This window comes from Acinetobacter sp. YH12099 (genome assembly GCF_013419195.1).
Lineage (GTDB): Bacteria > Pseudomonadota > Gammaproteobacteria > Pseudomonadales > Moraxellaceae > Acinetobacter > Acinetobacter towneri.
In genome coordinates, this window is record NZ_VPAP01000022.1 from 1 (window position 1) to 22,117 (window position 22,117).

At 42.2% G+C, this 22,117-nt stretch carries 23 protein-coding genes; 4 read left to right on the top strand and 19 right to left on the bottom strand.

Annotated features, from left to right (window positions below):
• The 5 genes from FTU39_RS11360 to FTU39_RS11380 all read right to left on the bottom strand — a co-directional run.
• Positions 1-145 (bottom strand): GTP-binding protein (locus FTU39_RS11360; protein ID WP_257218308.1); only part of this gene is annotated, 145 nt, incomplete at its 3' end.
• Positions 146-240: 95 nt separating this feature from the next.
• Positions 241-2,376, bottom strand: a complete 2,136-nt coding sequence (gene fusA / locus FTU39_RS11365; protein ID WP_179990306.1) for an elongation factor G — start codon at positions 2,374-2,376, stop codon at positions 241-243.
• Positions 2,377-2,507: 131 nt separating this feature from the next.
• A complete protein-coding gene (gene rpsG, locus FTU39_RS11370) occupies positions 2,508-2,978 on the bottom strand; it encodes a 30S ribosomal protein S7 (RefSeq protein ID WP_004975277.1) in 471 nt (156 codons plus the stop codon).
• A 179-nt stretch (positions 2,979-3,157) separates the two neighbouring features.
• The gene (gene rpsL, locus FTU39_RS11375) at positions 3,158-3,532 is read right to left on the bottom strand and encodes a 30S ribosomal protein S12 (RefSeq protein WP_000246374.1); all 375 of its coding nucleotides are present in this window, start codon (positions 3,530-3,532) and stop codon (positions 3,158-3,160) included.
• A gap of 139 nt (positions 3,533-3,671) precedes the next feature.
• Positions 3,672-5,180: an EcsC family protein gene (locus FTU39_RS11380; protein WP_180052199.1), complete on the bottom strand. Its 1,509-nt coding sequence runs from the start codon at positions 5,178-5,180 to the stop codon at positions 3,672-3,674.
• Between the two features lie 284 nt (positions 5,181-5,464).
• On the opposite strand from FTU39_RS11380, the gene FTU39_RS11385 reads away from it, so the two are divergent.
• Both FTU39_RS11385 and hemJ read left to right on the top strand, forming a co-directional pair.
• Positions 5,465-6,694, top strand: coding sequence for a beta-ketoacyl synthase N-terminal-like domain-containing protein (locus tag FTU39_RS11385; protein WP_004975268.1), 1,230 nt, complete (start codon positions 5,465-5,467; stop codon positions 6,692-6,694).
• Between the two features lie 18 nt (positions 6,695-6,712).
• The gene (gene hemJ, locus FTU39_RS11390) at positions 6,713-7,165 is read left to right on the top strand and encodes a protoporphyrinogen oxidase HemJ (RefSeq protein ID WP_004975266.1); all 453 of its coding nucleotides are present in this window, start codon (positions 6,713-6,715) and stop codon (positions 7,163-7,165) included.
• 117 nt (positions 7,166-7,282) lie between these two features.
• On the opposite strand, the gene FTU39_RS11395 is transcribed toward hemJ, so the two are convergent.
• Positions 7,283-7,630, bottom strand: coding sequence for a hypothetical protein (locus tag FTU39_RS11395; protein WP_004975264.1), 348 nt, complete (start codon positions 7,628-7,630; stop codon positions 7,283-7,285).
• A 106-nt stretch (positions 7,631-7,736) separates the two neighbouring features.
• Positions 7,737-8,396 (bottom strand): HAD-IA family hydrolase, encoded by a 660-nt coding sequence (locus tag FTU39_RS11400; protein ID WP_019837216.1) that lies wholly within the window; start codon positions 8,394-8,396, stop codon positions 7,737-7,739.
• A gap of 88 nt (positions 8,397-8,484) precedes the next feature.
• On the opposite strand from FTU39_RS11400, the gene FTU39_RS11405 reads away from it, so the two are divergent.
• The gene (locus FTU39_RS11405; protein WP_180052200.1) at positions 8,485-9,252 is read left to right on the top strand and encodes a hydroxymethylpyrimidine/phosphomethylpyrimidine kinase; all 768 of its coding nucleotides are present in this window, start codon (positions 8,485-8,487) and stop codon (positions 9,250-9,252) included.
• Between the two features lie 63 nt (positions 9,253-9,315).
• Here the strand turns inward: FTU39_RS11405 and FTU39_RS11410 are convergent, their stop codons facing one another.
• The 8 genes from FTU39_RS11410 to rpe form a co-directional block, all read right to left on the bottom strand.
• Positions 9,316-9,954: a nuclease-related domain-containing protein gene (locus FTU39_RS11410; protein ID WP_004975258.1), complete on the bottom strand. Its 639-nt coding sequence runs from the start codon at positions 9,952-9,954 to the stop codon at positions 9,316-9,318.
• A 51-nt stretch (positions 9,955-10,005) separates the two neighbouring features.
• Complete coding sequence (locus FTU39_RS11415; RefSeq protein WP_004975257.1) at positions 10,006-10,497, bottom strand: methylated-DNA--[protein]-cysteine S-methyltransferase; 492 nt, start codon at positions 10,495-10,497, stop codon at positions 10,006-10,008.
• A 95-nt stretch (positions 10,498-10,592) separates the two neighbouring features.
• Entirely contained in the window at positions 10,593-10,910 is a 318-nt protein-coding gene (sugE, locus tag FTU39_RS11420) for a quaternary ammonium compound efflux SMR transporter SugE (protein WP_004975255.1), read from the bottom strand.
• Between the two features lie 146 nt (positions 10,911-11,056).
• Positions 11,057-12,118: a cation transporter gene (locus FTU39_RS11425; RefSeq protein ID WP_104852421.1), complete on the bottom strand. Its 1,062-nt coding sequence runs from the start codon at positions 12,116-12,118 to the stop codon at positions 11,057-11,059.
• Positions 12,119-12,240: 122 nt separating this feature from the next.
• Positions 12,241-13,212 carry a copper resistance protein B gene (locus FTU39_RS11430; RefSeq protein WP_179996576.1) on the bottom strand — a complete coding sequence of 324 codons (972 nt, stop codon included), beginning with the start codon at positions 13,210-13,212 and terminating at the stop codon, positions 12,241-12,243.
• Positions 13,199-15,244 carry a multicopper oxidase domain-containing protein gene (locus tag FTU39_RS11435; protein ID WP_004975248.1) on the bottom strand — a complete coding sequence of 682 codons (2,046 nt, stop codon included), beginning with the start codon at positions 15,242-15,244 and terminating at the stop codon, positions 13,199-13,201. The genes FTU39_RS11430 and FTU39_RS11435 overlap by 14 nt, the downstream gene beginning before the upstream one ends.
• Positions 15,245-15,289: 45 nt before the next feature.
• Entirely contained in the window at positions 15,290-15,811 is a 522-nt protein-coding gene (locus FTU39_RS11440; RefSeq protein ID WP_373686613.1) for a hypothetical protein, read from the bottom strand.
• Positions 15,812-16,237: 426 nt separating this feature from the next.
• Positions 16,238-16,924 carry a ribulose-phosphate 3-epimerase gene (gene rpe / locus FTU39_RS11445; RefSeq protein ID WP_004975246.1) on the bottom strand — a complete coding sequence of 229 codons (687 nt, stop codon included), beginning with the start codon at positions 16,922-16,924 and terminating at the stop codon, positions 16,238-16,240.
• Between the two features lie 229 nt (positions 16,925-17,153).
• On the opposite strand from rpe, the gene FTU39_RS11450 reads away from it, so the two are divergent.
• Positions 17,154-17,435: a DUF2218 domain-containing protein gene (locus FTU39_RS11450; protein WP_180052208.1), complete on the top strand. Its 282-nt coding sequence runs from the start codon at positions 17,154-17,156 to the stop codon at positions 17,433-17,435.
• 10 nt (positions 17,436-17,445) lie between these two features.
• Here FTU39_RS11450 and FTU39_RS11455 read toward each other — a convergent pair whose 3' ends face one another.
• From FTU39_RS11455 to FTU39_RS11470, 4 genes are all read right to left on the bottom strand, one after another.
• On the bottom strand, positions 17,446-18,477 hold the full coding sequence (locus FTU39_RS11455) for a M48 family metallopeptidase (RefSeq protein WP_179990899.1): 1,032 nt from the start codon (positions 18,475-18,477) through the stop codon (positions 17,446-17,448).
• 14 nt (positions 18,478-18,491) lie between these two features.
• On the bottom strand, positions 18,492-19,595 hold the full coding sequence (locus FTU39_RS11460) for a YjgN family protein (protein WP_179990318.1): 1,104 nt from the start codon (positions 19,593-19,595) through the stop codon (positions 18,492-18,494).
• 168 nt (positions 19,596-19,763) lie between these two features.
• Positions 19,764-20,603 carry an S-formylglutathione hydrolase gene (gene fghA, locus FTU39_RS11465; protein WP_179990320.1) on the bottom strand — a complete coding sequence of 280 codons (840 nt, stop codon included), beginning with the start codon at positions 20,601-20,603 and terminating at the stop codon, positions 19,764-19,766.
• Between the two features lie 18 nt (positions 20,604-20,621).
• Positions 20,622-22,031 carry a C13 family peptidase gene (locus FTU39_RS11470; protein ID WP_180052201.1) on the bottom strand — a complete coding sequence of 470 codons (1,410 nt, stop codon included), beginning with the start codon at positions 22,029-22,031 and terminating at the stop codon, positions 20,622-20,624.
• Between the last annotated feature and the right edge of the window lie 86 nt (positions 22,032-22,117).

The following is a 22,117-nucleotide window of genomic DNA, read 5'->3' on the forward strand; positions in this document are numbered from 1 at the left end:
CAGCGTAATCTTTCGCTTCACCACCAAACTTACGTGCACATACTGTAGCAATCGCAGCTGTTAAAGTTGTTTTACCATGGTCAACGTGACCGATTGTGCCCACGTTAACGTGTGGCTTATTACGTTCGAACTTAGCCTTAGCCATGAGATCTTCCTTTTTAAAACAACTCATGGAGGATCACTCCATGAGCATTAGGTTTTTTAACTATGAATTAGTTTGCGCTTATAGTAATCGAAAGATTACTCGTCGTCACCTTTTTTACCACCAGACTGGAATTTAGCAATAATGCCATCAGCCACGTTACGTGGAGTTTCAGCATATTTAGCAAATTCCATAGAGTAAGTCGCACGACCTTGAGACATAGAACGCATATGAGTTGCGTAACCAAACATCTCTGCAAGTGGAACTTCAGCACGAATTGCTTTAGTACCGCCAGGTAAGTCGTCCATACCTTGAACCATACCACGACGACGGTTTAAGTCACCCATGATATCGCCCATGTAGTCTTCTGGAGTTTCTACTTCAACTTTCATGATTGGTTCAAGAAGGATAGGATCTGCTTTCATGAAACCATCACGGAATGCGTAAGAACCTGCCATTTTGAACGATAATTCGTCAGAGTCGACATCGTGGTAAGAACCGTCGAACAATGTAGCTTTAATGCCTACAACTGGGTAACCAGCCAAGACACCATTCTTCATACGTTCTTGAATACCTTTGTCTACTGCACCGAAGAATTCTTTAGGTACTACACCACCTACAACTTCTTCAGCGAATTCGTAATCTTTACCAGCTTCAGGATCAAGCGGCTCTAAACGTACGAATACGTGACCGAATTTACCTTTACCACCAGTTTGACGTACGAACTTACCTTCTTGTTCGATAGACTTTTTGATCGTTTCACGGTAAGCAACCATTGGTTTACCAATGTTCGCTTCAACGTTGAATTCACGCTTCATACGGTCAACGATGATGTCAAGGTGAAGCTCACCCATACCCGCAATAATCGTTTGGCCAGATTCTTCGTCTGTACGTACGCGGAATGAAGGGTCTTCTTTCGCCAAGCGACCTAAAGCTACTGACATTTTTTCTTGGTCAGCTTTAGTCTTAGGTTCAACAGCCAATGCAATTACTGGCTCTGGGAATTCCATACGCTCTAGTGTAATCACTGCGTTTTCGTCACACAATGTATCACCAGTGGTTGTATCTTTAAGACCTACACACGCTGCGATATCACCCGCACGAATTTCTTCGATGTCGTGACGGTCATTTGCGTGCATCTGTACGATACGACCAATACGCTCACGCTTCATTTTCACTGGGTTATAAACCGGGCTACCCGCTTTAAGAACACCTGAGTAAACACGTACGAACGTTAAGTTACCAACGAATTTGTCGTTCATGATTTTGAACGCTAACGCAGCAAACGGTGCTTCATCAGACGCTTCACGAGAACCTTCAGTTTCGTCTTTGTCGTCTAAGATACCTTTAATTGCTTCAACGTCAGTTGGTGCAGGTAAGAATTCAATTACTGCGTCCAACATACGTTGAACACCTTTGTTTTTGAATGCAGAACCACACATTGCAGGTTGAATTTCACCCGCTAATGTACGTTGACGTAAACCAGCAATGATTTCTTCTTTAGAAAGTTCACCATTTTCTAGGTACTTGTCCATGAGTTCTTCTGATGCTTCAGCAGCAGCTTCAACCATGTTAGTACGCCATTCTTCAGCAGTTGCTTGAAGATCAGCTGGAATCTCGCCGTATTCAAACTTCATACCTTGAGAAGCTTCATCCCAGATGATTGACTTCATTTCGATTAAGTCAACAACACCTGTAAATGTGTCTTCTGCGCCTACTGGAACAACGATAGGCACTGGGTTAGCACCCAAACGTGTCTTCATTTGTTCAACTACGCGGAAGAAGTTTGCACCAGTACGGTCCATTTTGTTAACGAACGCTAAACGAGGTACTTTATATTTGTTTGCTTGACGCCATACAGTTTCAGACTGCGGTTGAACACCACCTACAGCACAGTAAACCATACATGCACCGTCAAGAACACGCATAGAACGCTCAACTTCAATTGTGAAGTCAACGTGTCCCGGTGTGTCAATTACGTTAATACGGTGTTGGTCAAATTGGTTACCCATACCTTTCCAGAAGCATGTTACAGCTGCTGAGGTAATAGTAATACCACGTTCTTGCTCTTGTTCCATCCAGTCAGTTGTTGCTGAACCTTCGTGAGTTTCACCAAGTTTGTGACTTTCACCTGTATAGAACAAAATACGTTCTGAAGTTGTTGTTTTACCCGCATCGATGTGCGCAGAGATACCAATGTTACGGTAACGAGAAATTGGGGTTTGACGTGCCATGATTTCTAGCATTCCTAAATTTTGTTGTTTAAAACAGGACGCTTTAAGCTGCCTAGCAACTTAAAGCGATTTGATGACAATTCAGTGACAACCGATTCATCACCCTCCTGATTAGGGCCTGTTTTATCCGCTTAGAAACGGTAGTGAGAGAAGGCTTTGTTGGCTTCAGCCATACGGTGCACATCTTCACGTTTTTTGATCGCTGCGCCTTTACCTTCAGATGCATCAAGCAACTCGCCAGCAAGACGTAACGCCATAGTTTTTTCAGAACGCTTAGCAGCAGCATCTACCAACCAACGCATCGCTAAAGCAGTACGACGGGATGGGCGTACTTCCATAGGAACTTGATAAGTAGCACCACCAACACGGCGTGCTTTTACTTCGACCATTGGACGAACTTTTTCAAGCGTAGCTTCAAAAAATTCAACTGGGTCTACTTTAGATTTTTCTTGAACGCGGTCTAAAGCACCGTAAACGATACTTTCAGCAATAGATTTTTTACCATCTTGCATTACGTGGTTCATGAATTTAGCGATTGTTTGGCTGCTGAATTTAGGATCCGGAAGGATTTCACGAGCAGCGACTACGCGACGTCTTGGCATTTTAAACTACCTATAAATATGACACTTCAGGGTGATCCAGCCGTAGCACAAAGTGTCGTGTGCATTTCGCTGGCCTTACTACACGTCGCTTGAATTTCACAAAATTAAATGCAGAAATCAGACAAGCGAGACGATAAAGGATTGCAGTTCTACGAACTAAGAGTTTAATCTTTAAAAGATTATTTCTTAGGACGTTTAGCACCGTATTTAGAACGTGACTGGTTACGATCTTTCACACCAGCACAGTCTAAAGAACCACGAACGGTATGGTAACGTACACCTGGTAAGTCTTTAACACGACCACCACGGATAAGAACAACACTGTGCTCTTGTAGGTTGTGACCTTCACCACCGATGTAGCTAGAAACTTCAAAACCTGAAGTTAAGCGAACACGGCAAACTTTACGCATTGCTGAGTTAGGTTTTTTAGGTGTAGTTGTGTAAACACGTGTACAAACACCACGACGTTGTGGACAAGCCTTCAACGCAGGAACTTTTGATTTTTCAACCAAAGTCGTACGACCCTTACGGATCAACTGATTTGTTGTTGCCATGTGGCAATTCTCCCGTTAATAAAAAGCCCCAAAAACATACTACTTTTTGAGGGCATGCAATTGTAAGCGAAGATAGAAAAATGGTCAATATTTCATAGGCAGTTAAAATACCAACCAAATTTCTACTTATCACTTGTTTTTATTCAGCTTTTGGCTTGCGAGTACTTGTACGAGTTCTCGGCTTTTTTGTAACCTGCTTTGCAGTTTCTGTACTTGATGTTACTGGATTTTCCATAACAGTTTCAGCCACTTGGGTTGAATCTTCCACAGGCTCTAAAGCATCTTCCAGCCTATATTCATCAATTTCTTCTGCAGGTACAGCAGGTTTTTGCGGTGCAACTTCAGCATGTGGCTCTAGCATTTGATCTGCCAATTCTTCTAGACCTTGCTGAATATTTTCATCGAGCTGTGCTGCAGTTGTTTCCACTTTGTCCGATTTTTTCTGCACTTTTACCGCTCGGATACTTTCATGGTCTGATACGGTTTGCACTAAAGCATCTGACGGCGCAGATTCCGCGCGCTCTTGCCCCGCTACTAATTCATCTTGCTCCGCATGTTTAGCTTCATTGCCCTTCAATTGCTCCAAGAGTTTAGGCGCAGCCTGTGCCAGCAATTCCAACGATTTTTCATACGCATGAATGGCTGATAAATTGCTGTCTTTATGCTGAATTAAATAGCTACGGGCATTGGAAAACACTTGCTGTGCCTTGTGATGCACATCTTCCACCAATTTCCAGCTATATACTGCACTCACCGATGCGGTTGCTACAGGCGTGAGTTTATTCAACATGGAAAACTTAGGTACATGATTCAACCACGGCCATTTGACTTGACCTTGCTCATTCAAGAAGTATTTCTTTAATGCCTCATAATCATTGCTTGAACCGAGCATATTTTGTAATTGATGCACATCATGAGTTTGCAGCATATTGGATAAGGTTTTTAGCCCCATCAGTACCGCTTGCTTTTCTGCAATGACGCCTAAATCAATTTGTTTAAAAATAAACTGAACAATTTCTTGCTCGGTGTCTTTATTCAGTTCAAAACCGTAGGCACGCCCAACCTGATAAATGGTACGTAAAGACATCACAATAGATGCAGGCACATCAATGGTTGAACCGATTACTCCTGTTGCACCTGTCAATGCGCCTTGCAGTGATGCAATCCATTTATTTTGTTCTGCAAGTGCCTGACTAATTCGTTTAGAACGATCTACATCTTGAGTCAATTCTTCTAAATCGCGCACACCTGCTTGATCAAGCACATCATCAACAGAGCTAATATTGGAGGTAAAACTATTCAGCTGATCAAATAAATAATCTGAAATTTTGTCGGAAAAATCGGGCGACACAAAACTCGCTACCTGATTGACGCGATTATAGTGACGTCCTAAAAGCTGACGTGAAACTTGTGGCACATGCTGTCTGAGCATGTGTTGAGGATTGTCATACTGACGCGCTTGAAAAGCACTAAAACTACGTGCCTGACCTTCAATAATTTGCCCTGATTTTGCACTGTGCTCATCCTTCGCTACAGTACCTGGTGCAACTTGCTGCAATACATGGATGCCTGTACTGCTGAGCTTTTTAGCCACCCCAATCGCATTCGAGAAGAATCCGCTTGATTGTTTATTCTTGGAATCTGACATTCTTACTCCTCATTTTTAATTTCTATGATTTATGGGTAGATACTAGGTGTAGTCTAAGTTTATCTCAATATGATTGTGTATCTTTTGGTTGGCTTCCTGCATCTCATTTACCGCTTCGCTGCGGTTTGATCTTCCCTGCAAAGTGGCATCATATTTGCCATAAGAATTCAAAATTCTTTCTGCTATTATGAACGCAATTGTAAGACATGAGTCATACCGTATCAGCGATTGCTTGGCAGTCACGGTGTTCGGCTCAACATTATCACCATAAAAGGGATCTGTAGATGAAACGTGTTGTAATCACCGGCATGGGCATTAACTCGTGCATTGGTAATACTTTAGAAGCTGTGACTCATTCTTTACAAAACGGTATTTCTGGGACACGTTCCAACCCAACTTATGCTGAACTTAATTTCAAAAGCCACGTAAGTGCAGCAGCAGAACAAAACTTTAACCACATTGACCGTAAATTAAAACGCTTTATGGGCGTGTGTGCGATGTACGCTTACAACGCTGCAGTAGATGCCATTGAACATGCGGGCTTAAAGCAAGAAGATTTAGCAGGCAACCCACGTTACGGTATCGCGGGTGGTTCAGGCGGTAACTCAACTGCATCTGTTGCAGAAATGATTGAGCTACTTGAAGAAAAAGGCGCACGTAAAATTGGCCCGTTCTTCGTACCACGTAACATGTCGAACACCATTACGGCAAACTTGGGTGTTGCGTTCAAATTACAAGGTATCGCGCACTCAATTACCAGTGCATGCGCAACTTCTGCCGATGCAATTGGTTATGCCTACAACCTAATTCAATTGGGTAAACAAGATTTAATGCTTGCAGGTGGCGGTGAAGAAGATCACTGGTCACAAAGCTTATTGTTTGATGCGATGGGTGCTTTGTGTTCTAAATACAACGACACACCAGAAACAGCATCTCGTCCGTACTCTGCAGACCGTGATGGTTTCGTCATTGCAGGTGGTGGTGGTTTCGTGGTTCTTGAATCACTTGAACACGCACAAGCACGTGGTGCAAATATTTTAGCTGAAGTGGTTGCGTATGCTGCAAACTCTGACGGTGCAGACATGGTTGCACCAAGCGGTGAAGGTGCAACACGTTGTATCTTGATGGCTTTAGACGAAGCGAAACAACACGGTGTAGACGCAATTGACTATGTGAACACACATGGTACTTCTACTCCAGCAGGCGACGTGACTGAATTGAAAGCCATGGAACGTGCGTTTGGTGAAGGTAAAGTGCCTGCTCTTAGCTCAACGAAGTCAATGACTGGTCACAGCTTGGGTGCTGCAGGCGTTCAAGAAGCAATTTATTCTGTCTTGATGATGCAAAACGACTTCATTGCACCAAACATCAACGTCACTGAACTTGATGAAGGCGCGAAAGCATTTGATATCGTACTTGAAAAACGCGACACAAAATTGAATACTGTGATGAGTAACAGTTTTGGTTTTGGCGGTGTAAATGCCTGCCTTATTTTCAAGAAGTGGGATGAATAATCTCCTATAGGATAGTCGATGGATGCACCTTCTGATGCTTTTTTATGGGTAAAAGCATTACATATTATTGCCGTGGTTTGCTGGTTCGCTGCATTGTTCTACTTACCACGTTTATATGTTTACCATGCCATGAGTGAAGATACACTGAGCCATCAGCGTTTTGAAATCATGGAGCGCAAGTTGTACCGAGGGATTATGTGGCCGTCTATGATTGCCACCCTCATCACGGCACACTTTTTGGTAGATTGGGGCGATGCGACCCGCAATTACCACGATGCGTTATGGTTTTACCTGAAAGTAGCATTGGTCGGTTTATTGGTGATTTACCATTTGGTTTGTGGCTATTACCGCCAAAAACTGATTGGCAATGCGCATTATAAATCACACAAGTTCTGGCGATTCTTCAATGAAATGCCGACTGTGCTGCTATTAGCGATTGTAATTTTAGTCGTGGTAAAACCACAGTTCTAAAATTTGAAACGCCAAGTATCCTGACATCTCAACCTGATTCGGTTGTAAAAAAACCTCAGTGCAAAGAACTGAGGTTTTTTTATGGGTGACAACTAAAAACAGCACTTATGCTTTAATTCAACGTATTTGTGAGTAAGGCTGAAAGCCCAATGCCGCTGCTTGTTTCTGCTGAGATTGAGGAATCGTGACAATAGCAATTTTTCCATCTGCACCACCACAGACCTGTGCATACATCCGCCCATCTGAACCTACACTGGCCCGCTTCACCTGAATCTGTGCTTGCTGTAAACGCTGAACAATTTCCGTAAGGGTTAAACCTGAATCTGGCTCACACTGTCGATGTTGCAATGATGTGTACATTTCGACCTGCGCAGTAGGTGTTGTGGATGTAGCAGCATGATTGGCACATGCAGTCATCAGTATTGAAACCGCTACTACTGCAATAGATTGACTAAATATCTTCATCACATACCCTCTTTCAATATTAAAATTAAATATTCAAATTAAATATTGAAGCACGATCTTTGCAATAACACTGCGCTAGAAATGCAAACAGATGTAAGCATCTCGCTCATCCAGATAACTGTTCAAGCACCGACAAAATTTGCGCAAAACACTGAATTCTATGTTTTGGTGCAGCCAAGTCTAACTCCTGAGCCGAACCATAGCCGTATTCGACTGCAACACAATCGACTCCATTGGCTCGTGCACCTAAAATATCGTGTTCACGATCTCCAATCATTAAACATTGTTCAGGTTGCAATTGTTCTTGCTGCAAAATATAGGCAATTAAATCCGCTTTATTGGTACGCTCACCATTTAGTTCGCTACCGTAGGGATATTCAAAATATTGCAATAAATCGAAGTGATCTAAAATTTGGCGTGCATAAATTTCAGGTTTGGCTGTTGCTAAAAACAGTCGATAGCCTTGCTGTTTTAAATCTGCCAATGTTGCAGCAACATCTTCAAAGACATGATTTTCAAATAAGCCTGTTGCAGCAAAACGCTCTCGATAGCCTGCTAAGGCTTGCTCTGCCAATACGTCATGCACATCTACATGAAGTAATTTTGCCAAAGAGGCTTTTAAGGGCGGCCCGATAATCCAATCAATATTTTCCGTATCTGCAATAGGATGTCCAACCTTAGCCAAACCATAACGCGCAGAAGCGGTAATGCCCTCTTTCGGGTCGGTCAGCGTGCCATCTAAATCAATTAAAAGGTTCTTTATCACAATGTCAGCCTATGTGCCTAAATGACTATCGAGTGTTACTCCAAAGTTGCCTATACTAACGTAAATAGAAGCAATTAAGGATATGTGTGTGCGACCAACAGTACTATGTTTTTCTGGTTTAGACCCTTCGGGTGGCGCTGGTTTACAGGCTGATATTGAAGCCGTTGGCAATAGCGGTGCACATGCAGCGATTGCCTGCACAGCACTGACCATTCAAAACTCTCAGCAAGTATTTGGCTTTAAAGCAACGTCTAAAGAATTGTTATTGGCGCAAGCCAATGCGGTGGTGAATGATTTGCCCATTAAAGTTGTAAAGTCGGGCATGTTGGGCACCACTGACAATATTGCAGCGCTGGCAGATTTTTTACGTGCACATCCTGATTATTTATATGTGCTTGACCCTGTTTTGGTTGCCAATAGTGGTGGTTCTTTAGGTAATCAAGCGACTTTGGTTCAGGCATTTGTCGAGTTGATTCCACTGGCGACTTTAATCACGCCAAATACTGTGGAATTACGTGCCTTAACGGGTGAAGATGATTTAGAACGCGCAACAGCTAAATTATTTGCAATGGGCGCGCAGGCCGTTTTGGTCAAAGGTGGGCACGAAGATACCCCTGATCATATTCGTAATGCACTGTATATTAACAATGAAATAGTTTCAGAAACCCGCTGTCCACGGCTTGAAGGTGAATATCACGGTTCAGGCTGTTCATTGGCGAGCTTTATTGCAGGGCGCTTGGCAATGGGAGATCAACTGAAACAAGCGGTACAACATGCTGAAACTTGGTTGTTTGGTGTGCTTAAATATGCGGAAACGCCTGTACCGAACGGACAGAAAATTCCGAAAAGGTTTTAGTGCTTATCGTTCAACTCCTTCAAACCCTGATCACCTTGTATCAGGGTTTTTCATTGCAACTTTTTAACGTTCGTGCCGTTGTTTCAAATTTTCGACATGTTGACGATTGGTTTTCCAAGACTTATCAAGTAGTTCTTTTTCAATTCTCAGCTGAATACGTTTCAGTTTCATCGGTGAAATGACTTCATGCCGAAAACCTTTGACATACTCAACCCATGCACTGCCTTTAAAAACATTGTTGGGCAAAGAGGTCTTAAACTCACAGTCTGGCATAAATACAATCACAGAATGCAGATATTCAGGCTCGACAATATCGCTCAATACTGATTCCAAAACTTTTATATGCTTATAGTTCTGATAGACAGGATTTTGAAACTTGTAGGTCTTTTTATAAATTTTTTGTGTCCATACTTTTTGGCGTTCTCCACCAAAAATCCAGCCTTTATAGTTTTTTGTTTCAATCACAAAAACCCCAAAAGGACTCAATAAAATATGATCTATTTGAGTTGTTCCTGCGAACTCATCAGGCAAAGTTACATCATTCAACAAGATATAACGTTCATCTAAATACAACTTCACATGCGTACTTACTGCGAGTTCCCCCACCTTTCCCTTTAGAAAAGGTTTGAAAATTTTGATCAGCCCTACACCTGCAACAAGCAGAATAAGCCACCAAAACTGCAACAATAATGTTTTTAACATTTCCCCTGCTCTATTTTATTTTGATCAAAATTGTTGTTGAATCTCAGTCATTTAAACTTTTGAAGTTGAAGATTCTAACTTTAACAAAATCGCTTTATTATCCAACCCGCCTGCAAAGCCCACCAATTTTCCACTTGCACCCACCACCCGATGACACGGTGCAATAATCGAAATTGGATTTTTGCCATTTGCCGCCCCTACGGCACGCATCGCATTCTCACTACCAACTTGTTCGGCAATTTGCTTATAACTACGAGTTTCCCCAAAAGGAATGCTTAATAACGCCTGCCAGACTTTCTTCTGAAATTCAGTGCCTTCAAAATCAAGAGGCACATCAAATTGCTGACGCTGACCTGCAAAATACTCTTGGAGTTGCTGCTGAGTTTTGAGCAAAATTGGATGATCATCTTGTCGAACTAAACTGGCTAAACGTACCCGTTTATGATCTTCGTTATCCCACATTACCGCAACCAATGCGTGATCGTGAGCCACCAATTTAAGCACGCCTACAGGAGTGTCCATTTCAGTAAATGCCAATTGCATTATTTTTCTCCTCAAGCAGGTTGGGTATCAGGTCATCCTGTTTTTAACTCAAACCGATCTGTTATTGAGCACACACTAAAAGACTGCATTCCAAGTTAGCTGGATGAAATTTTCATAAGCACCAAACCTGAAATAATCAGAACTGCAGCCAACATACGCATAGCACTGGCAGGTTCGCCTAAAACAAAAATACCGACTAAAAATGAACCGACTGCGCCTATACCTGTCCAAATCGTATAAGCCGTGCCTAATGGCAAAGTACGCATGGCATAGGCCAAAAGCGCAAAACTTAAAATCATAAAAAAGATAGTCACGATACTGGGCGTTAATTTACTAAAGCCGTCAGACAACTTCATGGAGTATGCCCAAACCACTTCAAAAATACCCGCCAATATCAACATCATCCAGGCCATAACGCCCTCCTTCAATAGCATGAAATCAGGCCGTCCTGAAGATTTTTCTTGTCGAGTGTTCAGTCACTTTGACTATTTCTAAAAACCCAAACAAGGGAGGTCGTTCCTCCTGTTGCAATTTAAGCCACCGCGCAGCGATGATCCGTCTATTTTAAACTTAAAATTTTGCGCGCACCATTCAATACAAACATGGCCACAACTAAGCCAATAATCAGGTCTGGATAATTCGACCCTGTCAGCATCACCAAACCGCCCGCGATAATCACACCTAAATTCACAATCACATCATTGGCGGAAAAAATATAACTGGCTTGCATGTGGGTTCCACCATCTTTATGCCCTGAAATTAGCCATAAACAGGTGACGTTTGCCAGCAATGCCACAGCACCAATGACCATCATCAACATGGATTCAGGCTCACTGCCTAAGAAGAAACGGCGCAGGACATCAAAGATAACCAGTGCAGCCAAACCCAGTTGTACCCAACCAGACAAATGTGCAGCTTTGAGCTGTTTCTTGGCGGATTGACCCACGACAAATAAAGCCAAACCATACACGGCGGCATCGGCAAACATATCTAAGGAGTCAGCAATTAACCCAGTCGAAGATGCAATTAAACCTGCAATTAATTCCACCAAAAACATAGCGGCATTAATACCAAGCAAGGCATATAGCACTTTTTGTTGTGCAGCGCTGTTAGATACAGGCAGTTCAGTTTGTGTATTGGCTTCAGTCTGTTGCAACACAGCACCCAAACCCAATGCTTCTAATTTATGGGTAATTTCTGTGGCAGATTGGTTGCTGTGATAAACCTTTAAAAGTCGTGCAGGTGAATCAAAAGACAAGGCTGCAATATCATTATGATCTGCCAAAGCAATCCGCACCATTTGTTCTTCTGCGCCACAATCCATTTTAGGAATATGGTATGCACTCACCCACGGACTCAAAAGTTCCGAATCCAAAATTGTTGCTTTATCTGTCTTGGCAGTCGTTGCAGATGTACAGCTATTTTGATCAGCACAGCTTTTTTCTGTATCGCAAGACGAACCACAGCCTGTATCGCCACATGACTTGGAGTGTGTAGGCGCAGTTGCACAAGGCTGGTTTACATTTTTTTGCGTATCACAACCACAGCCAGTATTGTTTAGATTTTGGTTTTCTAAGTTTTTATCTTGATTCGATTGAGGATCTTGAGTTGATGAAGACATACGCCACACCCAAAAATACAATAGGCTCAGTATAAACCAAGCCTATGTATTTAGGGACAATCTATTCTATTTAGAAGCAGCAACGATCCATTGACTTAATCATTGATAAATACCCCTAATCATTAAAACCTGAAACGCAAGCCTATCGCATATAAGCCGCTCTGCTCGGAATCGGTTGCAGACTGCCAAGCAGTGTGTTGATCACCTTTCGTATACTCATAACCTGCACTGATATACGGCATGATGTTCTTGCTGATTTCATAACGCATTTCCACACCCACAGCTGCGCGGTTGAGTCCTGTTTTTTTCGCATATTTGGCATCATCCTGCAGAATAACATCTACATCTAAATAAGGCTGTGCGATCAATTTCTGAGTCAATAACAGATCCCGTGTGGTTTCCAAACTCAAAGCCGCATATTGATCCTCACCCAAATAAAAATAAGCATCGGTTTCAAAAAAATATGGAGCTAAACCATGTAAGCCAAACACAGCGTCAAACTTATCTTCTCGGTCTGTTTGATGCTCTTGCTGATTCACTTCGTGTCGATAACGCACACCTGCTTGCACATCCCAAAAATCTGAAATCATACGACTGTATAACAACTTGGCATCATATTCAGTCGCTTGTGACTCTTGCTTATCGCTATGAATTTTCACAAACAACTTGTTTTCATCAGTTCCGATACGAGTTTGTAATTTAGATTTGAGCACTCCCTCGGCATGATCATTCACTTGCCATTGCGTATCTAAAGTGCTCACCGCGTACACCTGCGCACCATGTTCTTTACGATGATCGTGTGACTGCGACTCTTGCACGGACGAATCGGATTGATGCGATTGATGCGATTGATGCGATTGATGCGATTGATGCGATTGATGCGATTGATGCGATTGATGCGATTGATGCGATTGATGCGATTGATGCGATTGATGCGATTGATGCGATTGAGTATCAGCCTGAGCTGCAATTGTTGCAATCTCTGCTGAACTGGCATGTGCACTATGCACCTCTGTCGCTGCTAGCCCAACTGTACTGATGCAGCAGACAGAAATACTTAAAACTGTTTTCGCAAAAAGATTAATGTTGTGCATGTGCTGCTCCTTTTTGCGCTGTCGCTGAAGGGGTTTGAGTGGCTTGAATTGCTGTGGTTGAAAGCGGTTCATTTTCACTCACCTGCGCTACAATCAATTTATTCATCATTCCCGCGCTCATGTGATAGAGCAAATGACAATGTATTGCCCATTCACCTAATTCATCTGCAGTAAGCAGTGCAGTTACAGTTTGACCTGGCGGCACAATTAAGGTGTGTTTATTCGGCATTTCTGCTGCCGTTTGACCATTTTCCAACTGCATAAACATGCCATGTAAATGCATTGGATGTGCCATCATGCTGTCATTGATAAATTTAATCCGAATACGCTCACCATATTTCACCTTGAGTGGTGTGGCATCACTAAATTTCTTACCGTTGATTGTCCAGATATAACGCTCCATCGTACCGCCTAAACGCACGACCAATTCACTGCTTGGTTCACGTGTATCTGCTTGTGGCTGCAGCGATTTCAAATCTTCATAGTGCAAGGCTTTATGCCCCGCGGGTGTAGAAGCATTTGCCCATCCATATACCACCGCATTTTTGTGTTCTGTTGAAGGCATGCCATGTTGTGTATGCGTATTTTCAGACATTGTTGCATGGTTCATCTTGGAATGATCCATTTCCGACATTACCGCATGATTCATCTTGGAATGATCCATTTCTGACATCGCTACATGGTTCATCTTGGAATGATCCATTTCCGACATCGCTGCATGATTCATCTTGGAATGATCCATCTCCGACATTGCTGCATGGTTCATCTTGGAATGATCCATTTCCGACATCGCTGCATGGTTCATCTTGGAATGATCCATATCCGACATCGCTGCATGGTTCATTTTGGAATGATCCATTTCAGACATCGCTGCATGATTCATTTTTGAGTGATCCATTTCAGACATCGTTGCATGGTTCATCTTGGAATGATCATCGCCTGAATGCTCTGTAGCATGCCCCATATCTTGCATGGTGAGTAAAGCACGCGGGCGCGCTGCAGGGAGCTGTAGATTTGATGTTGCAGAATGAAGTTCACTCTGCAAGCTACCCACAGCAAAACCTGAGCGGTCTATTGATTCCGCTTCAATTTGATAATGCGCTGCTTGAGGTTCAACAATCACATCGTAGGTTTCTGCAGTGCCGATACGAAATTCATCCACAGTAACAGGTTTGACTGGCTGACCATCGGCACTGACCACTGTCATTTTTAAGTTTGGAATCCGCACATCATAAAACGACATGGCAGAGGCATTGATAAAACGTAAACGCACTTTTTCATTTGGCTTAAATACACCTGTCCAGTTCTGTTCAGGTGTCTTGCCATTCATTAAAAAAGTATAGCCTGTGACATCGGAAAGGTCGGTTTTCAGCATGCGCATCTGATTCCACATTTTGCGGTCTGACCATGTGGCTTTTAGCCCATCACGCTGTACTTGACGCCAAACATCACCTAAGGTTTCACGCTGATTTTGATAAAACTCGGCTGAAATTTTTAAATCTTTCTGAATTTGATTGCTAGATTTTTCATGAAAATCTGACAGCATCACCACATAATCACGATCTGTGTATTCATGTGCGTTTACGGCTGGCTTGGCTTTAGGATGAATCACCAAAGAGCCGTATAGACCATCTTGTTCCTGACCTTTGGAATGTGCGTGATACCAATAGGTACCACTTTGACGTACTTTAAATTGATAAACAAAATGTCCTTGTGGCTTAATCCCTTGAAAACCATTAAATCCAGGCACACCATCCATCAAACCGGGCAACAATAAACCATGCCAGTGAATAGATGAGTCCTGATTTTTTAATTGATTATTAACGTGAATTACCGCCTCATCGCCTTCTTCAAATTCGAGTGCAGGCGCGGGAAATTGTCCATTGACTGTAATACGTTGAACAGGTTTTCCCGTGATATTGACCGTTTGTTCTGCAATGGTCAGGTGATATTCCTTGACCGCAGCAAATGCAGAACTCGAACACAATGCACAGACTGTTAAAAACAGCGCAGGCTGATAAAATTTAGACATGACTTAATCCTTAAAATAAAACGTAAAAGTGTTTTGAATTCAGGATTAAGCTTTGGGTGGACGTAAAATTTGCTGCCAATGCCCAAGTAAATGTTGAGCTTGATAAGCAGGCAACAGAATATTGACAGATGAAAGTGCTACAGGTTGAATCAGTTCAGGGACTTGCACATTCAACACACTGTTTAAGCTTTGACAATGCAACTGCGCACAGTCCTGACAATTCATCTTTGCAGTAGAAAAATCAGCCGAGCCATAACAATCTGCCGCATTTAAATCGGTATCCGTTGCGGATGTGTGCTGACTGAGATGATGGTTGGCCTTGGCATCATACCCAGATATATGCTGCTTGGTTTCAGGATGCGTTTGTAAAGCTGCGGTATGACAATCTGGCAAAGATGTCATTTCACTCGCTGCGGTTGCAGAATGTCGAATCTCAGACCCTGCTGCCTGATTTGACATCATCCAATCATGTGCAGGTTTTACCGCAGCACTAACAATACCACTCCACCCTATGACAAATGCCATCAGGACAACAAACCACATTTGTTTGTAGGGTTGAGTCAGCACTAAATAAATTCCTGAGTATGAAAGATGCAGACCTGAACTTGCACAAGAATTGAACATTTTTGCCAAGTACAATCCACAATCTACAATGCACTCAATATAATTCAAGCCCCACTTATACACAATATCTTCTGCATTGAAAAACAGAGTGAATCCGTGCGATTTAAAAGCCAACTAAAACAATCAAGTTATATATTAAGCAACTTATTTTTATAATTAACTGAGTAAATACTCAATAAATTCAGTGTATTTAAAATAAACAAAAAGGATTCGACTGAATCCTTTTTATACTTATTTTGTATAAGTCATAAACAATTGATGTACAAATGTTTATAAATTAATCGGCTTATCCATAGTGTTATCAACATAGATATCCATACGGTTATCTACAAAGTTATCCACAGCATAAGCACTTGTGATTGTAGAAATTTATACTTCGACTGCGCCAACTTTTGCCAATTCAGCACGCATTTCATCAATCACCGTTTTATAGTCTGGCTTGCCAAAAATTGCTGAGCCTGCAACAAACATATCTGCGCCCGCTTCTGCAATTTCACGAATATTGGCAGGTCCCACACCACCATCGACTTCTAAACGGATATCACGACCTGAAGCATCAATGATTTGACGTGCCTGACGTAATTTCTCTAAAGTCATTGGAATGAATTTTTGCCCACCAAAACCAGGGTTCACACTCATGAGTAAAATCTGATCAACTTTATCAAGTACATAATCTAAATAATGCAGCGGTGTAGCAGGGTTAAAGACCAAACCCGCTTTTGCCCCACCCGATTTAATCAGTTGCAATGAACGGTCAATATGCTCTGAAGCTTCAGGATGGAACGTGATAATGTCTGCGCCCGCTTCTAGAAAATCACCAATCATGCGGTCTACAGGTTTCACCATTAAATGCACATCAATTGGTGCAGTAATGCCATAGTTTTTCAATGCCTTACATACACCTGCACCGAAGGTTAAATTCGGTACATAGTGATTATCCATCACATCAAAATGCACCACATCGGCACCCGCCTGAAGTACATTTTCCACTTCTTCGCCTAGACGAGCAAAATCTGCAGATAAGATAGACGGCGCAATTAAATAAGGCTTGGACATGGGAGAACCTAGCTAAATATTGGGATTGTGGCGCATTATAGCAAAGACTGCTTGGTGTGGTGGATTCTGTTACGATTGGATCATTCAGTTCGATGATTCAGGTCGATCAGCCAATTTGATAATTCTATCTCCGCAACGCTCTGTTGCAGCACTCCACTGTTCTTTCAGTCTGGCTTTGTTATGGTGAACACCATTACTCATTTGAACAACATGCTGGTTTCAACAGATGATAAACAGTTCTGCCCATATTCAAACAACGCAAGCAAGCCGTATTGCCAAGCGTCTACTCAACCACTGGAAACATAAATTTGACGTTGCAGAAAGCGCAACCCAATACCAAATTATGATGCCAAGTGCCACAATTCTACTTATACCCCAAACACATGAGCTTGTAGTTGAAATTCAGGTAAAAAATACTGAAACAGATTTAAGTTACCTCGAACAAGTTGTGCTTGATCATTTAAGTCGTATGGCACAAACAGAATTGAGCGCGGTTTGGCAACGCCACTAACTGTTTCATGTTAAGGCGCTAAACGCTGCGTTTGTTCAAAATCCTTAACCGCTTGAATACGTTTTTGTGTTGCAGGATGGCTTTGTAAAAAATCCAAAGGGCTTTTGGCGGTGTCTTCACCTGCATCTTCTGCCAAACGCTCCAGAAAATGGGCAAAATGAATGGTTGGAATGCCCTGAGCATGCATCGTATTTAAAGCATAATAATCTGCTTCAGATTCAAAATTACGTGAATAATTTGCCCCCACGAGCGCCACAGGCAAGGTCGAAACTAAATCTGTACCATCTCCTGTAATCGCGAGCAAAATAATACTAAACCCTAAGCTCGATAAAGCCTGTTGCAAGCTGTGTCGTTCTACCAAATGCCCTTGTTCATGTGCCAACACGCCAATGATTTCCTGATCATTCTCCGCCAATTCCACCAATTCATCGGTCAAAATAATGGTGTTATTCGGAATTGCCAGAGCATTCGCGCCTAAGCGATCACCTTGTCGAAACAGCACTTTGGCAGGTGTATCTCCTGCAATAAGCTGTCGATAATCTGTTAGAATTTTCTGCTGACGCGCTGCGGGCAGTTGGCTTGGCGCTGTCATGTCTAAGATATAACGCTCTGCTTCATCACCAATTTGCTTTAAGGTATTCGCAGGTAACTGAAAAGCAACGTATTTGGATGCACTTGGGATGCCCCATTGCACTGTGGCAAATACCATCAACAACACAAAAACCAGACTAAATACAATTAGGCTTGGCGTACGTTCCAATTTCCAAATAGAATGCTGCACCTGTTTATTTCGCAGTTGAAACCATTCAGGCAAGGCTTCGGAAAATTCAATACGTGCATCGTCTTTAAGTTCAATGACAGGTTGAATTTTACCTAGTGCGCCCACCAACATCATGTCTTGATAATGATAGTGTCGTTGTTGCTGTAAATTTTCACCATAACGAATAAGTACCGACTGAGCATCTATAGGAGAGATTTTGGCAGCCCATGGTTTAGACACTACACCATCATAAAACACCACATCCACGATCTGTGCTGCCATCTTCTTCTCCTAGCTTACAGCGATACATCAATATCAAAAATATCACTGAGTTCTTCTGCAAGTGCGCTATGTTCAGCTTGCAGTTGATTGATCATCAAATCTGGATCATTTTTTAAATGTAAACTTAAAGACTCAACCTGATAGCGATATAAACGAATAGCTGCCCATGGGGTCATTAAACCCAAACTCAGGACTTTCACAATCCAATTGGTCACCACAATCCAAGTATAGTGCCACTGCCCACAATCGGTCTGAAATTCACTACGACTGATACTGGTATTGTTCCATGTGGTGATAAAAATTCGCGCCGACATTAGTGGCCAAATTAAAAATATCCCCAACAGATAAACCGCTAAAAATAACCAAACCAACTGCGCAGGATTACGACTCAACTGTCCTGCCAAAGCCAACATTATCCCGACAGCAAGCAAAATGCCAAAGAACAAAAAAATAGGCATATACATTGCGCGCATATATGCTGGCCAGTCTGCTTTTAGTTTAAATTTAAGCTGTCCTGCATATAAATGGTCTAGGCAATAACGCTTATACATCCACACCAACACAGGAAAAAATAAGCCCAAAGTAAACAAATTAATTACGATACATTTTAGAAATACCCAATAGGCTTCTTTGTTACTGCCTGAAAAATAAAAACGGGCATTGCCAAATTTACTATTTCGCGCCTTAAAACGAATGGTTGCTCGAATCAACCACGGCACAGCCAAATATAAAGCCACCACGCCAATGACCATTGCTTTGACTGAATAATTGGAAATCACCGAGATCGCAACATAAATTCCAATAGCAATTAAACGTCCCAATAAAATTTTATGTGGGATGCCCGTGAAATCAAAACGACGTTTGATTAATTCGGTATTGCCATAAAAGTAGCGCAAACGACGTACTTTTGCCCACGGTGCATACAGCCCAAAGGTCACGATCATCAACAAAATATTGACAATCCAAATACCAAAATACTCTGAGGCGCTACCATGAAACTGAAAATGATGAATCCGTCCAAGTAATGGATTCCGTGCGGGTGGCGTTGTCGGTTCCACTGGAAAAAACGGGGAAGATGGCGTTGCTTGTTGTGGTGAATCCCATTCTGAATTGTGCATGTGATGCCTTATTTATTTTATTGTGCGGTCGTTATTTTACCCAGACACTCAAACCCAAATGAGCAATGTTTCCAAATGGTAAAAAAGCAAGTCTTCAACATTCTAATAAAAAGTGAACAACTTGCCTAGAAAAGTTTAAAAATCAATGCGTAAAATTGAGTACTTGGCTTAGTCCGCTTGCAATTGTACCGCATGGAATTGCAAATGCTGATCTATAAAGCTTTGAATGAAATAATAGCCATGATCATAGCCTGCATGTTCCCGCAAACTCAATTTTTGCCCAACCGCATCGCAAGCTTGCTGAAATAATGCAGGATTGAGCTGACTGTAGAATTGATCTTTCAATCCCTGATCAATCAAAATTTCACTGAACAATGCACCTTTGGCCTGCACCAAAGCAGTCGCATCGTGCTGTAACCATACTTGCTGATCTGTACCTAAATAATTCGAAAACGCTTTTTCACCCCACGGGCATTGGCTTGGCGCACAAATCGGAGCAAAAGCAGATACGGACTTAAATTTGTCAGGATATTTAAACGCGAGGGTCAATGCACCATGACCGCCCATACTGTGCCCCATGATGCCAAGGTGCTGTGCCTGAATTGGGAACTGTTGCAGTACCAATTGATAAAGCTCATCGGAGACAAACGTTTCCATTTGATAATGTGTCGCCCACGGTGATTGTGTCGCATTGATATAGAAACCTGCACCCTGTCCAATATCCCAATGGTCGCCTTTCGCAACAGCTTCACCACGTGGTGAAGTATCTGGACTAATCAAAATTAGTCCCAATTGTGCTGCCATGTGCTGCGCATGTGCTTTAATCGCAAAGGTTTCTTCGTTACACGTTAAACCTGCCAAATAAAATACCGCAGGACACGCCTGCCCCGCCAAAGCTTGTTCTGGTAAAAAAATGCCAAACTGAGTTTCAGTCTGTAAAGCATTTGAATGAAAACGATAAATCCGTTGCTCACCCTCAAAACAGCGGTTGTTCTGAATTAACTCCATCACCCTCTCCTCTTTGGCTTATTGAACAGATTGTGCACTCAATTGAATTTCAGCCGATGTTGCAACATTTTTTTGTGGAAACAAACGCTGCTCTAATTGTGGCAACAACAATTCCATATTTTTACCAATTGCCCATTGTGGCTCTGAAGGTTCAAAACCTTGCGCTTGCTCCCATTTCGCCACAGTCACTTTGGCTTCATTAAAAGCATTAGCAAAAGAGTTTTGTTCACGCATAGCCTGATCAAAAAAGGCACGACCAAAATAAGTATAATCAGCTTCGTTTGAACAACCAAACGACTCACGATCTGCTGCCGATGCAGTAATCACCAAGGTATTATCATCTTGCAAGGCGGATACAAAGCCACCTGAATAACAGGCTGAAATGACGATCACACGCCAACGAATACCCGATTTATCCAAAGTATCGCGTAACCATTTCGGATCGACCTGATTTAAGTCAAGTGGTGCATTTTCAATTTCAAAATGATCTTTTAAACCGTGTGAGGTCATATATAAAAACAGCACATCACTTTCACGGTTCATGCGTTGTCCAATACGGCGCAGCGCTAATTCAATACTAGTTTGTGAAGCAATTGGAATTACATTGCGGGTCATTGGGTTATTAATTAACACCATCGAACGCCCAAAAGTACCAAAACGAGTATCAAACTGTTCACGAATCCGTTCTATTTCAGACATAAATACGTCTTGATAACTCGCCCCTGCAACCCCTAAAAAGTACCAATGCGATTGAGCAAATTCCCCATATTGAATACTGTCTAAAGCTTTATTGAGTACACGACTTTGTGCATAAAAAGCTTCTTCGCTTAGACTTGGTGGAACTTCTTCTACCTTCCAAATGGGCTGACTTATCACTGACATTTGCCAAACCACCAAAGTGAATAAGGTCGCTAAAACAATCAGCGCACGTTCCCACCACGGCCAATGCAGCTCACGTGAAAACACCCACACTACTGCCAAACTTTGCCAAACAAACAGCACCATAAAAATGGTAGGTAAATAGTCATATAACACATACGGCAAGACATCCATCATGCCCATGTATTGAATCAAGCTTTGCAATAAAGCAACGTGAGTATCTAATACCAACCACAACAAAGCAGGTACTAACAATAAACGCGGGTTATTGACACGCTGAGAAAGAATGATTCCGACAATTAAAGCAATAAAAGGCCATAAGGCATAACTGACCAAACCCTGTGGGTTAAATTCGCCCACTTCTCCCGCGACCAACCAACTGAATAAGGTATTGGCAAGACCACCTAAAATCCCCCAAAAAATCAGTTGTAAGATAGAAGGACGAATAATTTGCAAAGAGCGTCGCGAACCCAAAAATAACCAAACGCCTGCGGCTTGGTTGCTTTTAAAATCGTGCCAAAAATTAATGGAGGGTTTGAAGTCAATCATAGGATTCTGTTAATCGCAGCTCGCGTTTCCAAACTCCAAGTTTATGCTTGTCGTCGTAATTATCAATTGTCAATTTTAACTATATA